Raw genomic sequence first — 15,467 nt, forward strand, 5'->3', positions numbered from 1 at the left:
GCCCCGAGCCTTTCTCACGTGCTACCTACTCGAGTTCCTTCGACCGACCTCTCCCCGATCCTGCCCCATCTCTGCCCAACGTGAGTTCAAGATCTTCGCTCGTGTTCCTGCTGCCCATGATCCTATCCCCATCCTCATGCACGATCAATGCCTCACACCTATGCATCAAATGATCTTGCCGGGGTGGGTGCCGTCCCGTAGCCTTCTTGCCATGGGCGTCGTGCGAGTGACCGCGATGGCGCCCGGGTCTGTCGAGTACCTGCTCCACGGCTGCGATTCGCGCCCGGAGCAGGCTCCGGAACAGGGTGTCGACTTTCCCACCGTGGAGCCCGGCGGACCGGATTTCGAGCGCTCTCAGGTGCACCACGGAGGGGTCGAGTACCTGCAGTCGGCGACCGAACACGGGGAGCCGGACGGGGTGTGGTTCGGGTCCGGCCTGGAGGCATTGGGGCTACCGGCGCGGGCCGGTGACACGGCCACGGCGGGGGATGTGCGGGCCGTCTTCGGGCAGCTGCGCTACCCCGATCACGTGGTGGCTGGGTCGACGGAGAAGGCCCCGATCTACCTGGGGTCGAAGCCGCGGCGGTTTCGCACGGCGGCGCAGATCGTGGCCGATGCGCTCAAGGCTGAGCCGGAGGCCACTGCCGAGCGCCGGTTCGAGATCGAGACGTCGGCGAAGAAGAACACCCGCACCCCGACCGCGTATTACGACGTGACGTTCTCGCCGGTGAAGTCGGTGTCGCTGTACTACACGGCGCTGCTCGCGGCCGGGGACAGCGAGGGCGCGGAAACAGTCCGTGCGGCGCACGAGCAGGCGGTGCGGGTCGCGCTTGGATCGGCCGAGGCGGACGTGGCCTATGTCCGCTCTGGCCGCCACGAGGGCCGCGGCCCGTCGGGGCGGACGGTCGGCGAATGGGAGGCGGCCACCGGGCTGGCCGCGGTTGTCTATGGACACCACACCAACCGGGACGGGGAGCCGCAGCTGCACTCGCACGCCGGGGTGCTGAACCGGGCGGCCACCATCGATGGCCGGGTGTTGGCGTTGGATGGCCAGGCGTTCAAGCCGGTCAAGGACGCGATGGCCACCGCCTACACGCGTGCCTATCAGCAGCTGCTTTCCGAGCAGCTCGGCGTGGTGTTCGAGCTGCGCGCCGACGGTGTCGCCCGCGAGATCGCCGGGATCGACCGGGAGCTGATGGCGGCGGCCAGCACGCGGACGCACGAGAAGGTGCGGCCGCGGGTGGCGGAGCTGGTGGAGGCCTATACCGCCCGGCACGGGCGGGCGCCGGGGTCGCGGGCGAAGCGGGCGTTGGTGGAGCAGGCGGTCAAGGACACCCGCAGGCCCAAGTCGGGGTTGGCCGGTCCGGCCGCGGTGGCGGCGTGGGCGGCCGGGGAGCGTGGCCGGGCGGCCAAGCTGGCGGCCGCGCTGGACGCCGTGGACGAGCGGGTGATGGCCGCCGCGGCCACTGGAGGCCACCCGGCCACGGCCGCGCTGACCGTCCCGGAAGGGATGACCGGCCAACCCCTCGGGCGGGAGGTCGCCCGGCTGGTGCTGGCCGAGATCGAGGCCTTCCACACGGCCACCGCGCAGGCCGTCGACGGCCACACCACCGGCGGGCGGGCGGCCGCGGTGGCCGCGGACCGTGGCCTGTCGACGCTGGGATTCACCGTCGATCAGGCGCTCGTGGCCGGGGTCGCGGACGTGCAGGCCAAGTACGCGACCTGGACGGTCGGGAACCTGACCGCGGCCATCGACGAGCACCTCGGTGATCGCGCCGGGATCGGGGTGGCGGTCGAGCAGCGGCCGGCGTTCGTGGCCGCGCTGGCCGGTGCGGTGCTGGATGCGCCCGCCCGGTATGGGGTCGTGCAGGTCTCGGCCGGGGACCCGGTGCCGGTGCCGGACGCGCTGCGGCGCGTCGGGCCGGGTTTGGATGGCCGGTCGATGTTCCGGGCCCACATCGACGAGCGTTACGCGACCACCGCGGCGATCGCCGGCGAGGAACGCCTGCGCGCGCTGACCCAGACCCCCGGCGCGGTCACGGTCGAATCCGAGCGGATCGAGGCGGCTATCGGCGGGCTGGGGTCGCGGGGCTTGTCGCCGGACCAGTCAGCGGTGGTGGCCGGCGTGCTGGGGTCCGGGCGGACCGTGGATGTGCTGGTCGGGCCGGCTGGGACGGGGAAGTCGCACACCGTGGGAGCGTTGGCCGGGGTGTGGCAGACCGAGACCGGGGGCCGGGTCCTTGGGCTGGCCACGGCGAAGATCGCGGCGCAGAACCTGGACGGGCTCGGCCTGGAAGGGATGACCACCGCAGCGTTTCGGAAGCAGTTCCTCGAACAGGACGCTCGGAGCGGGCAGGTGCGCCAGCGGCTGCAAGCCGGGGACCTCGTCGTGGTCGACGAGGGCGGCATTAGCACCACCGCGGAGCTGATCGAGATCGCCGACCTGGCCGCCGCGGTCGGGGCGAAGGTACTTCTGACCGGGGACCATCACCAGCTGCAGCCGGTCGGGGCCGGGGGCATGTTCGCGCACCTGGCCGAGCAACCCGGCACCTTCGAGCTCGACACCGTGCACCGGTTCGCCAACGACTGGGAAGCCGACGCATCGCTGCAGCTGCGTGCCGGGGACGTGTCCGCGGTCGCCGCCTACACCGACCGCGGCCGGGTCCGGACCGGGTCGCTGGAGGAGATGGCCGAGCACGCGGTACGTGGGCATCTGGCCGACATGCTCGACGGCAAGCAGGCCCTGCTCATCGTCGACACCAACCAGATGGCCGCCGAGCTGTCCACAAAGATTCATAAGGAGCTGGTCCGCCTCGGTCACGTGGCCCCCGACGTTCTCACTCGACTGCCCGACGAGACCGAGATCGGGGTCGGGGACCTGATCCAGGCCAACAACAACGACGGCCGACAGCGGGTCGACCCCGGCCCGGACGGTGTGCATCGGCCGGTGACGAACAAGCAGCGCTACACCGTCATCGGGCGTGACCGGCACGGCCAGCTGCTCGCTCAGGACGAGTACGGCGCGGTCGCGCACCTGACGGACGACTACGTCGATGAGCATGTGACGTTGGCCTACGCGCTGACGAACTACGCCGCGCAGGGTGTGACCGTCGACGTCGGTCGCGCGGTCACCGGCCGGGACACCACCCGCGAGTCGCTCTACCCGGCCATCACCCGCGGCCGGTCGATGAACCTGATCTACCTCGTGACCCAGCAGACTCCGGACGAGCACGACCAGCGCCGCATCGAGGACACCCCCGCGCAGCGCCTGGCCGACCTGCTGACCCACAGCGAGGTGGCCGAGGCCGCCCTGAGCGTGCGGGAGAGCGCCGAGCACGACCTGCGGTCGTTCGCCACGATCGGTGCGCTGATGAACCAGGTCAGCATGCGTGCCGCCGGCACCCGCAATGACGAGATCCTCGCCGGGCTGCTCACCTCGGATCAGCACGAGCGGCTGCGCAACGAGCCCGCCTACGGGCGCATGCTGAACAAGGTCTACGCCGCCGAGCTCGACGGGCACGACCCCCGCGCCCTGTTGGGCGAGGCGGTCGGGATGCGCAGCTTCACCGACGCCGAGGCGCTGTCGAAGGTGCTGCACTGGCGCCTCGGGCAGCTGCTCGAGGACCGCGAACCCGAACGGGGCGAAGGTACTGCGGAGGCCGGGGCGGACTGGACCACCGTGGCCGACACGCTTGCCCCCGGGGAGGTCCGGGACTACCTCCACGCGCTCGGGGAGGTCGCGCAGGAGCGCCAGCACAACCTCGGGCAGGAGATCGCGGCCCAGCCCCCGCAGTGGGCCCTCGACCGGCTGCCCGAGGTCCCCGACCCGGTCGAAGCGCCGCAGGAGCGCGCTGACTGGGAACGGCGAGCCGGGCTGGTGGCTGCCTACCGCGAGTACCGCGGCATTCCCGACCACCAGGCCTCCCTCGGCCAGGCGCCGCCAACCGAGCAACCATTCGCCTACAGCCTGTGGCGCCAAGCCACCGAGGCCCTCGACCCGGACCCGACCGCGCTGGCCTGGCAGCAGAAGGGCACCACCGAGCTCTACCGGGCCCGGGAAGCCTGGGCGCTGGAGCTGTATCGCGCCGACGAGTACGGGCCCCGCGCCGTGGGCGAGGACCTGGCCGCAACCCGGCGTCTCGCCGCGGAGATCCGCGACGACGGCCTGCTGACCCGCGCCGAAGCCGACGCCCCCGACCCCGCCGGTGACCGCGACGAACTGCTCGCCACCGCGCAGCGCCACCAGGACCTCGCCGCGACCTACACCGAACAGGCCGACGCCCTCGCGCGCGAGTACGAAGCCCGCCAGCAGTGGTGGGAACAGACCGCGCCGCTGCGCGAAGCCGACCAGGCCGCGGCCGTCGAACTCGACCGCCGCAACCTGCCCGCCTGGCGCGAGACCACCCTGCCCGCCGAGCAGCGTGGTGAGCAGCTCGAACTGCCCGACACCACCGGATCCGCCCCCACGCCGGTCGCGGAGCCTACGGTCGAGCCCACGACCGAACAGCACGACACCGGCCGGCGCCACGTCGGCCAGGAGGAGGCGGCGGCCCCGGAGGCGGGTGACACCGAGGTCGCCGCCAGCATCGGCGAGTCGCCGAACCGGGCACGGGAGGCCGTCGAGACGTTGCGGCGGACCACCCGCGACAGCGAGCTGCAGCGGGCCCGCACCGAGCCGCTACGGGCCCGCGACCAGCAGCAGCGCGCGGTCCACGACGCCTACACCGTCCGGGCACAGCGGGACCAGCTCGACCTCGAAGCCGAGCGCAACATTCCCGGCCAGCAGCACGCGCAGCACGTCCGCGGCATCGACCACGGCTACGACGTCGAGTACGGCCGCGACGACTACGGCTACGACATCGACGACGACTACTAGCCCGACCAGACAGGGCACCCGGCACGGGACAGGGCTCGCCTACGCGCGCACGACGGCACAGGTAGTGGGTGAGGCCGTTAACCCGTCACCATGCGGGCCCAGTAGGCCGCGCCAGCCGCTCGCAGCTTCTCCTGGTCGGGACCAAGCCCGGCCTCCCGCTGAGCACGACGCCGCGCCTCCTGCTCGGCATCCAGCCGCAATGCCCGTTCGTCGGCCAGTACCCGGGTGCCGGTGACGTGCCACGGCCCCGGGCACACACCGCGATCGTTGTCCCCGATGTACTCGTGCCACGGCGGGTCGACGATCTCGTAGATCGAGGAGGTGTCGCGCGGGAAACCCCAGGACGCCTCCAACTCCTGCTCCGCCAGAGCCCGCAGCCGATTCATGTGGAACCCCTGCGCGGAGGAGTACACGCCTTCGCGCAAGAACTCGGCCGAGACCGGGGCCCGCTCCCCCGTCGCCAGGATGGTCGCCATGGCACCGACGTAGACGTGACAGTGCCACCGGGCCTGCTCGAAACCCGGCGTGACAGCCTCGACCACCCCGGCGAGCTCCAGCCGGGCGGGCGAGAGGATCGACGTCCGCTCCGGGTCCCCGGCCCAACCGCACGACTCCTGGACCTCGCGCAGCAGCCGGTTCAGCAGCCCGCTGTAGGCGCGGCCCCAGGCATCCACCTCGTTCGCCAGGCCGGCCTCGGCCATCCCGTCGAGCATCACCGACAGCGACACCGGCGCCCGGAACAACACCTCGTGCGCATCCCGCGGCGGCGCAGCAGCGGGGTCGGTGACATCGAACAGCGGCGCGGGCTCGACCCGGGTGGACCCGTAGCGGCCGACACGTGCCATCCCGGTCACGACACCCACCTCCTGTGCTGGTCACCGGCGCTGTTGCGACACCGTGAGTGTAGTGGGCCGGACCGTCCACAAACGGGGTCGGTGCGTCCGCGTCCGAGCAGATCGCTTCGCCCGTCCCGTGGCCACCGCGGGGTCGAAGCCCGCGCCGGGGACACGGGTGCCAGGGTACGAAGGCGCCGGCCCCGCAGACTCAAGACAGTTGCCGCCAGGGCCATGGAGGCGCTCGGCTGCGTTCGGGTTCGCCCCCCAGGACTACCGGAGCTTGTCCCAGGGCCGGCTGGTGACGGGTCAGTCGCGGTCGAGCCGCTCCAGGATCTGGGCGAGGGTCCGCTCCAGGCCGTCGAACCGGGCGTTGGTGGTCTCGGTTAGCTGGTCGACCTTCGTGTCCAGGGCTCCCACCCGGCTGTCGAGGGCGTCGACCTTCGTGTCCAGGGCTCCCACCCGGCTGTCGAGCGTGTCGACTTTGTCCTCAATGCGGGAGCTGATCTCGTACAGGGAGTCAACGTCGGCGCCCTGCTGCCGCAGGCGGCGCTCCACCTCAGAGGACGACATGACCGGGACCCTACGACACTCCGCAGTGCGATGACGGCGAAGGACCGCACCCGGTGTCGTTCCAGACCGCCCGGGCCTCCTCGACCATGCCGCACCCGCAGGGCTGCGAACGCTCGGACCTGCTCCGCCGCTGCTGCTGAAGGGATTCAGGCGGGACGGCCCGATCCTGGCAGCGCAGGGGACTCGATGACCCGTCCGTACTGCTCGGATTCACCTAACGTGGCGGCCCCGTGACGGCACCGTGGCGTCCCTCGCGTTCCGATATCAAACTACAGTTCGAGTGAGTGGTCAGCAATGGGAGTGGCTACCAACGGCCGACCATCAGTGAACGGGACGCCCTTGGCCGAGGGACGCCTCGTGTTGATCTCTCTGGAGAGTCGGGCCAGCACACTCGGCGCGGACTGTCCGGGCGAACTCGGTGACATGTCCTACCTGCGCAGAGGAGCACCTTGGCGGTTTCAGTCCATACCGGCAGGCGTGACGGGCGGTCTCGACGGCGTAACACGCCCGTCAGAAGTTGTCGGCTCCACCGGGGGGTGCTGACGTTGACGGTGCTACGCCGGCGTCGGTTGCCGAACGTAAACGCCGTTTACGCCCTGACGGCTCGGCTGCGGCGCGCCGAGGTGACCCTGTTTCCTGGGATCGCACCCATGATCTGCGACCATCTTCGGCGATCCGAAGTACCACCCGCCGGGTGGGAAGCAGACGGAGGGATTACTCCATGGCGCGCGTGCATGTCATCGCGAATCAGAAGGGCGGAGTCGGCAAGACCACCGTCACCGTGAACCTGGCGGCCGTGGTCGCGGACACGCTCGGGGGGACCGCGGACTCGTCACCGGTGCTGGGCGTCTCGACCGACCCGCAGGCATCGATGCTCGAGTGGGCCCAGCGGGTGGGCGACGAGTTGCCGTTCGACTTCGAGCAGTGTCATGACAACCCTCAGCTGCTCGGCAAGCTCCGTGAGATCAAGCAGTACTCGCACATCTTCGTCGACACCCCGGGAAACCTGGAGGATGAGTCGATCCTGCAGGCCGTGCTTACCCAGGCCGACGACGTCATTGTTCCGCTGGAGCCGGAGCCGATGTCGTTTTCACCGGCCACGAGGTCGATCCAGCGGGTGATCCAGCCGGCCGGGGTGCCGTGGCGTGTGCTGCTGAACAACTGGGATCCACGCGACGGCTCCGGGGACCTGGACCAGACCCGCGAGTATGTGGCCGCCCGTGGTTGGCCGTGCTTCCACACGGTCGTCCGGCACTACAAGCTGCACACTCGGGCCTCCGCGGAGGGCGTGACGGTGGTGCAGTACGCCAAGAACCGTGTCGCGTTGGAGGCGCGCCAGGACTTTTTCCGTCTGGCACTCGAGGTACTGGGCAGCGGGGGCGAGGGCCCACGGCACGCCGACGGCGTAAACGGCGTTTACGCCGAGGGCGAGGAGTAGCCAGTGGGTAAGCGCGTCAATCTCGCCGAGCTCGCCCGCGAGGAAGTCCCAGCCGACTATTCACTGCCGGCTACCCCAACGTCGGGCGCAGAGCCCACCCCCACCGAGACCCCCACCACGGTGGAGCCACCCGCTCCGGTATCGGAGCCGGAACCGGGCCCGGACACCGCGATGCTGCCAGTAGCCGACATCGTGTCCAACCCGTTGAACCAGCGCTCCGGCCACGATGATGAGGACGCCGAGTTCTACGAGCTCGTGGCCACCATCCGTGGTCACGGCGTGCTCCAACCGATCGTGGTGTGCTCCGCGAGCGCCTTCGCTGCCCGCTACACCGACCAACAGTCCGCCGTCGACGGAGCGACGTGGGTCGCCCTGATCGGGAATCGGCGGCTGCGGGCCGCCACGATCGCCGGTCTCGAGCGCATCCCCGCGCTGGTCAACGACGACCGGATCGCCTCGATGTACGAGGTCATGCTGGTGGAGAACAGCCACCGCAAATCCCTCGGTCCGCTGCACGAGGCGATAGCGATGCAACGGCTCCTGACCGAGGCCGACATCACCCAGCGCGCCCTGGCCACCCGCATCGGACGTACCGCCATGTATGTGAGCCAACGGATGGCGCTGCTCGGACTCATTCCGGCGCTACGCGAAGCGCTGGAGATCGGCACGCTGAAGGTGGAACAGGCACGCCAGTTCGGTGGGCTCCCCGAGGACCAGCAAGAACTGATCGCCGCGGCCGGTCCGCCCTACCGCAAGCCCACGCTCGGCAGCCCGCTGCCAGGTGGGCAGATACCGCGGCGCACCCGCCGCAGCATCGCGGTGTCCAGCCCGGCCCGGGCCGCGGTCTCCATCCGGGAAGTATTCACCGAAACCGAACGCGCCGAACTGATCCGGCTGCTCTCCGAACCCGGAGACCCAAGCCAAGCCAGCGCCTCGACCGAGGCCGTTGCTCGGACCGAACCGGAGTCAGCTACCGAGCCTGATCCTGCTAGCCCGACGGCGCAGGCCAGCTGACGCACCGCCGCTTGCAGGGCGGGGCTAACGGCCCCGGGGCGTAAACGCCGTTTACGCCCCGGGGCCGCATCCAAGTGCGGCTGAGGCGACCGGGTGCCCAGTCCAGTCCCGGAGGACGGACAGGCACGCCATCGATGCCCGTAAACGGCGTTTACCGAGCACTCCCGGAACCACGCTGGCATCGACGGTCTGGACGAACGACGACCGAGCGAGCGACGCCACGCCAGGACGGCGCCAAGCCCGAGACCACCGTGCGCTGCAGTGGCAGGCACGGCACGCCCGCCCTGCAAGGGGCGCGATTTCGACCCGGGGGGCCACGGACGGTGCATCCCCCTTCTGAGCCCAGCGCCCTGGCCGCGCGGACACGACGGAACCTGCAGCAATCCGTCGGCGCCACATGGGCGGGTAAACGCCGTTTACACACCTCTTGCGCTCACCGGTCCGACAGGCGCAGCATCCACACCAGCTCGGCAGAGCAAGCTGGAACCGCCGTCTGTGATCGGATAGTTGACGTCTCGGATCCGGACTGGCTGCACGATCATGGAGGCAGCAGGCCGCGACCTGCATCCAGCTGGTCCGGCGGTTCCAGGCCCACGAGTTCTCGGCACTTGAGGAGTCCCCGTTGCGGTGCCTGATCGGATGTTGCACCGGGAGCGCGTAAACGCCGTTTACGTCGCAGGTGCAGGCCCGGCGGTGCGGGACTGCTGGCAGAGCGAGAGTCGCCACCGTCTGCCGTCTGCCGTCTGCCGTGGCGCGTAGTCACACCCCTGCGAGGGCGTAAGCAGAGCAATCGTGCAGCCGGTCGCCGAAACCCGCACGCAGTGCGGCGGCCTCCGGCAGCGCGGCACTGCCGGCAATACCGATTGGCGCTGCGCGCTGCAAGCATCAAAGGTCCTTTCGTGGTGGTGCGAGATGGTGGCCGGTGGGCGCATAAACGCCGTTTACGCCACGGGTACCAACCCCCGGCGCCCCTTGGCCTGGGCAGCCCGTGGCTTCGGGCGATCTCGGCCAGGGTCAAGCCATCCGCAAATGCGTGGAGCCCCCGCCGTCGCCATCGGCGCTGCCCGCACGGTCAGGACGATCGACATTGCCGTGACGCGCTGCGCAGGCCACCGGTCAGTCCACACGCCGAGAACTGGATGCCCGTCCGTCCCGGGCGGCCCGCGGGTGACGGACTGCAGGCCCAGCTACTCGCTCGGCTACGGCGTGACTGCTGGCGACCGAGCCGAGGGCAGTGCCGCGTGGGCCACGGACGTCCACACCGACCGACCCCTCGGGCTCTCCACTCGCGTCGGTGAGAGGTGGTGAGAGGTGAGGACCGTCCGGGCCAGGCCGGCGGCGAGGAGGCGAGCTGGGGTGCTCCGGTGGTCGGCACGACTCCGCGGCCGAGTCGAGAAGGCCATCGCAGCCACCCGGCCTGGGTAAACGGCGTTTACGCACGAGCCGCAGAGCGACCTTGGCCCGTACTGGCGTCCTGGAGCGGGATCGCGAGAACCAAGGTCTGCAGCCTCGCCGCGGCCGCGCAGTAACAGACGGTGGTGCAGCGAATGCGGACCGCGCTACCAACGATGCCCGAACCCTTCGGGAGGCAGCTGCTGGGGACCCGTGCCCGAGCGTCCTCCGAGAGTGGGGAGGCGTGAGTGCGGCGTGGCGCCGGTGCTCGGACCGGAGTCGGGCCGGAGTCGGGCCGGGGATGTAAACGGCGTTTACATCCCCACCGGCAAGCGCTTCATTCCCGACCGCGGGTACACCTCCCAAGCGGATCCGGCCGTCCGCCCGGACGTCGTGGCGGTCGCGTCACGGTCGGGGCCTTGGCGGCCGCTTTCCCCGGCTGGACGGCGCCGAGTACCGACAGCTGCCGCGCACAGGGATGCGACCGGACCCTACGGCAGGGCACAGGATCGACTCGCCCAGCCGACTCAGCGGCGACGCCAAGAGCCGTCGCTCGGATCGCTGCGCTGTTGCAGATCCTCTCGGATCCCTCGCAGCCCACCACGCTCGCCTGCCACTGCGTGCATAAACGCCGTTTACGCTTCGGCGCTCCACACCCCGTCGGCGAGGCTGTCGCCGGGACCCGCGGAAGCTGCTCGAGCCCGACTGGGCGTGGCGGCGCCTGGGGCTTCGGACTCGGGCACTGGTTGTCTGCTGGTGCGATCTGGCTTCCCGCCCCACGGCCTGTCCCGGCGATACCGATCGGCATCCCTCGCTGTGTGCATCGGAGGCGCTGGCCCGGTGCGAGATGGTGTCCGTCGGGGGTCCTCGTGCCCGCACCACCGGAGTCGTCACCTGCACCCACCGGGACTGCGAGCGACCTCGACTCCGCGGGAGTCGGTCTCGGTGTAAACGGCGTTTACGACCGCTACCGAGCGTCCGTCCTCGGCCGGTGGGTCGACGATGCCCGCAACCTGTGGAATCGCCCTTTCCGGCCCCGAGTCATCTAAGTAGGAGCCCATGGGCGCAGTCTGGGTGGCCGGCGGCCTGGGGCGAGCTTTCCACACGGCCCGTGGCCGTCAGCAGGTACACGCCGCCAGCAGCGGTGGTCTCGGCTAGGTGAGGGCACCGTGCTTAAAGGGTTCCCAGACGCCCGGCTGACTCGGGACATCACACAGCACTAGCGGGGTGCCCGACTACGCCGGCGGCCAGGAGGGATAAACGGCGTTTACGCACGGGCGCGGACACGGCTGCGTGCCGGGCGTCGGAACCTTCCCCGCCGCCGCGGCGCGGGGTGCACACGCTCGGCCTCATCCGCGCGCGGCCGCCCAGCCATCTCAGGTAGGAGTTCACTGCCGCGACCGCAATGCACGCGAGGCGGACGGCAGTCGACCACCTCCTGCACAGCCGCGACCGAGCGGCCCCGCACCGAACCCAGCAGACGGCACTCAGTCAGCCGGCTGCGCCCGAGTCGTGAACGGCGTTCACGCTGCTGCCGCGAGGGCTCCTTGGATCGCGATACGCAGCCGTGCCGTCCGTCATTCACGCCGTCTCGGCGCTGCGGCTAAGTCTGCGGGACGGGCCCTGCAGGCGCGGGCGGGCCCTGGGCCGTTGTTCCCGCGCCGTCGTGGGCAAGCTGGGTAAACGGCGTTTACTCGGGGCCGGTCGCCGACGCCGCCACCTGCGGGTAGCCGCTACCCCTCGCCGGTCAGGCTCACCCATTGCATCCTTCGGCCTGGGCGTGGTGCGGGCAGGAAGGCAGCTCGTACCACGACACAACAAGGCCGAATCTGGCCTCGATCCTGCCGTGCTGCCGCGGCGGCCCGTAGCCCACTAGATCGGGGCACCGTCGCAGCCGTCGCAGGTTCCGGATAAACGGCGTTTACGCACCACGCGCAGGGCGTCGAGACCTACTCGCGTCCTGAAGCAGGTGGGGTCGCCGAGGCCCGGTTTGCGGAATCGACGCTGAATTCGTGGCCGCAGCCGGCCGGTCCGGCTGGGCGCGGGCCGCGTTGTCGACGATGCCTGCGACCCTTCGGGCGGCTGGTGTCGGCGGCATCTGAAAACTGACCCCCTGTCGGCAGGTGAAGGTTGACCCCCTCCCGATGATCAGGAGGGTGCTGAGCGTGGAGAACTGGGCGGAGATCCGCCGGTTGCGGCGGGCCGAGGGGATGCCGATCAAGGCGATTGCTCGGGTGATGGGGTGTTCGAAGAACACCGTGAAGAGCGCCCTGGCCAGCGACGAGCCGCCGCAGTACCGGCGTTCGCCGCGCGGGTCGGTGGTCGATGCGGTCGAGCCACGGATCCGGGAGTTGCTGGCGTCGTGGCCGGACATGCCGGCCACGGTGATCGCGGAACGGATCGGTTGGAGCCGGTCGGTACGGGTGCTGCGTGACCGGGTCGCCGAGCTGCGCCCGGTCTATCGGCCACCGGATCCTGCGTCGCGGACGAGCTATGGGGCGGGTGAGGTCGGGCAGTGCGATTTCTGGTTCCCCGACATCGAGGTGCCGGTCGGGTTTGGCCAGACCCGCACCGCGACCAGGTTGCCGGTGCTGGTCATGGTCTGCGGTTACTCCCGTTGGCTGTCCGCGGTGCTGGTCCCGTCGAGGTCGGCGGAGGATCTGTTCGCCGGTTGGTGGCAGCTGCTGGGCAGGCTCGACGCGGTGCCACGGATGCTGGTCTGGGACGGAGAGGCCGCGGTCGGGCGCCGCCGCGGCAAGGCCACCGTGCTCACCGGGGACGCGCACGCGTTCCGCGGAACGCTCGGGGCGAAGGTGCACATCTGCGCGCCGGCCGACCCCGAAGCCAAGGGCTTGGTGGAGCGCGCGAACGGCTATCTCGAGACCAGCTTCTTGCCCGGCCGCTCGTTCGCCTCCCCGGCGGACTTCAACACCCAGCTCGATGGCTGGCTCGCGCTGGCCAACAACCGAGTGAAACGGGTCCTGGGGTGCGCTCCGGCCGCACGGGTCGACGCGGACCGGGCGGCGATGCTGGCGCTACCGCCGGTCGCTCCGACGACGGGGTGGCGGTCCTCGCTGCGGCTGCCTCGCGATCACTACGTCCGGTTCGACTCCAACGACTACTCGGTGCACCCCGCGGTCATCGGCCGCCGGGTCGAGCTGATCGCAGGCCTGGACCGGCTCCAGGTGTTCTGCGACGGGCGCCTGGTCGCCGACCACGACCGGTGCTGGGCGCGGCATCAGAGCATCCACGACCCGGCACACGTCGACGCCGCCCGCGCCCTACGCGCCGAACACGTCGCCCGCCCGCGCCCGGTCGAGCCGGAGGTTCAGATGCGCCGCCTGTCCGACTACGACACTGCCCTGGGCCTCGACACCGACCTCAACAGCGATACCGACGGGCGGGTGGCGTGATGACGGCCAAGGCCACGACCACCTCGGCGGCCGGGCGGGATCTGACCAGCGAGATCGCGTTCCTGACCCGCGCCCTGAAAGCCCCGACACTGCGTGAGTCGGTGTCGCGGCTGGCCGAGCGGGCCCGCAGCGAGAACTGGTCGCACGAAGAGTTCCTGGCCGCCTGCCTGCAACGCGAGGTCGCCGCCCGGGAATCTCACGGCGGTGAGGGCCGGATCCGGGCCGCCCGGTTCCCGGCCCGCAAGTCGTTGGAGGAGTTCGACTTCGACCACGCCCGAGCTCTGAAGCGGGACACCATCGCCCACCTCGGGACGCTGGACTTCGTGACCGCGCGGGACAACGTGGTGTTCCTCGGCCCGCCCGGCACCGGCAAGACCCACCTCGCCGTCGGGCTCGCGATCCGGGCGTGTCAGGCCGGGCACCGCGTCGCGTTCGCCACCGCCTCCCAGTGGGTCGCCCGCCTCGCCGACGCCCACCACGCCGGCCGCCTGCAGACCGAGCTCGTCCGGCTCGGCCGGTTCCCGCTGCTGGTCATCGACGAGGTCGGCTACATCCCCTTCGAGGCCGAAGCAGCGAACCTGTTCTTCCAACTCGTCTCCGGACGCTACGAACGCGCCTCGCTGATCGTCACCAGCAACAAGCCCTTCGGCCGCTGGGGCGAGGTGTTCGGCGACGACGTCGTCGCCGCCGCGATGATCGACCGCCTGGTCCACCACGCCGAGGTCATCTCCCTCAAGGGCGACAGCTACCGACTCAAGGACCGCAACCTCGGCCGCGTCCCCGCGGCCACCACCGACGAACCATGACCGACCAAGGGGGTCAGTTTTCAACTTCCGGGAAGGGGTCAGTTTTCAGCTGCCGTTGACAGCTGGGCGGGAATCTGATGTCCGTGCGCTCGGAGCCCCGGAGGACTTGAGTGTGGCGTGACGCTGCTGCGCTGGGCTGAGTCGGGGCAGGGGCCGTAAACGGCGTTTACATCCGCACGCGGTCGTGCCGTCGTCCCGGGGCGGACTGCAACGACGCCATGTTGTTTCGATTGCCCTTGGTGTCGCGCGGCCGCGACCACGGGTCGAGATCGCGGCCGCGTCAGCCCCGGCCCGGACGGCACCGCACACAGCGACCGGCCGGAGCCCGTTGGCACTGCACCACCCCGAGTCGTGTCAACGACAACTCGCCTCGGCCGCCTCGACGAGCGATGCCCCCGCCGGGCGCGAGACCCGCCACGGCGGACTGAGGCCGTCGGCTTGCCGAGTCCTGATCGCGCGGGTCCTACCGCAGCTGTAAACGCCGTTTATCCCCGCGGGCGGCCACGGTCTGCCTGTGCCCAAGCCGCAGAGGTGTAGTGAACCGGATCGCGAGCTCGTCAGGGTGTCGACGCAGCCGACACCCAGGCACGAGCCGCAACCCGGGCCGCAGCCGCTCCCGAGCCGCGGCGGCGCCGGCGTCCCGCAGCCGGGAGACGGCGCACCGTCGCCGCTGCGGGGTAAACGCCGTTTACTCCCCGGCCCGCGGAGCGACTCCGTGCTGAACTCCGACCCCGACTCCAGGGATGATCAGCATGAACTCCGGTGAACCGCCGCTGGAGCCGTAGGGCCGACGGCCGGGCGAGCGGGGAAAGCGATACCCGAATGCCCGGCGCGGTGGACAGCGTCGGTCCGGACCGGCGCCGGCTGCTTCGGGCGGAGCCGGTGTAGAGGCTGTAAACGGCGTTTACCCCCCATGCGACGGGCCTTGCCTTCGGCCCCGCCCTGGGTAGCACGCGCCCCTACCGTTTGCGACGGCCCGTGGTGTCGCGTGGCCGCGGCACAGTCGGGGCCGCGACCGCGTTGGCCTGGCCTGGAGCGCGCCGGAGTACTGGCGCGCGGCGGAGAGTATCCGGCCGGGGCGGGACGCCATGGCCTGCGTGGTGGACTGTGGCGGTCCGCGCG

General features: G+C 70.7%; 7 protein-coding genes. 5 read left to right on the forward strand and 2 right to left on the reverse strand.

Translation table 11 applies throughout. The annotated features are described in order from the left end of the window. Positions 1-211 precede the first annotated feature (211 nt). On the forward strand, positions 212-4,876 hold the full coding sequence (mobF, locus tag JOF36_RS36620) for a MobF family relaxase (protein ID WP_210036830.1): 4,665 nt from the start codon (positions 212-214) through the stop codon (positions 4,874-4,876). A gap of 77 nt (positions 4,877-4,953) precedes the next feature. On the opposite strand, the gene JOF36_RS36625 is transcribed toward mobF, so the two are convergent. Both JOF36_RS36625 and JOF36_RS36630 read right to left on the reverse strand, forming a co-directional pair. Further along, positions 4,954-5,730 carry a hypothetical protein gene (locus tag JOF36_RS36625; protein ID WP_210036831.1) on the reverse strand — a complete coding sequence of 259 codons (777 nt, stop codon included), beginning with the start codon at positions 5,728-5,730 and terminating at the stop codon, positions 4,954-4,956. A gap of 288 nt (positions 5,731-6,018) precedes the next feature. Then, the gene (locus JOF36_RS36630) at positions 6,019-6,282 is read right to left on the reverse strand and encodes a hypothetical protein (protein WP_210036832.1); all 264 of its coding nucleotides are present in this window, start codon (positions 6,280-6,282) and stop codon (positions 6,019-6,021) included. 721 nt (positions 6,283-7,003) lie between these two features. On the opposite strand from JOF36_RS36630, the gene JOF36_RS36635 reads away from it, so the two are divergent. From JOF36_RS36635 to istB, 4 genes are all read left to right on the forward strand, one after another. Further along, a complete protein-coding gene (locus JOF36_RS36635) occupies positions 7,004-7,720 on the forward strand; it encodes a ParA family protein (protein ID WP_210036833.1) in 717 nt (238 codons plus the stop codon). Between the two features lie 3 nt (positions 7,721-7,723). After that, complete coding sequence (locus tag JOF36_RS36640; protein ID WP_307862806.1) at positions 7,724-8,734, forward strand: ParB/RepB/Spo0J family partition protein; 1,011 nt, start codon at positions 7,724-7,726, stop codon at positions 8,732-8,734. A gap of 3,548 nt (positions 8,735-12,282) precedes the next feature. Next, entirely contained in the window at positions 12,283-13,539 is a 1,257-nt protein-coding gene (gene istA, locus JOF36_RS36645) for an IS21 family transposase (protein WP_210037123.1), read from the forward strand. After that, entirely contained in the window at positions 13,539-14,345 is an 807-nt protein-coding gene (istB, locus tag JOF36_RS36650; protein ID WP_210036834.1) for an IS21-like element helper ATPase IstB, read from the forward strand. The genes istA and istB overlap by 1 nt, the downstream gene beginning before the upstream one ends. The last annotated feature ends 1,122 nt before the right edge of the window (positions 14,346-15,467 follow it).

This window comes from Pseudonocardia parietis, assembly GCF_017876315.1.
GTDB lineage: Bacteria > Actinomycetota > Actinomycetes > Mycobacteriales > Pseudonocardiaceae > Pseudonocardia > Pseudonocardia parietis.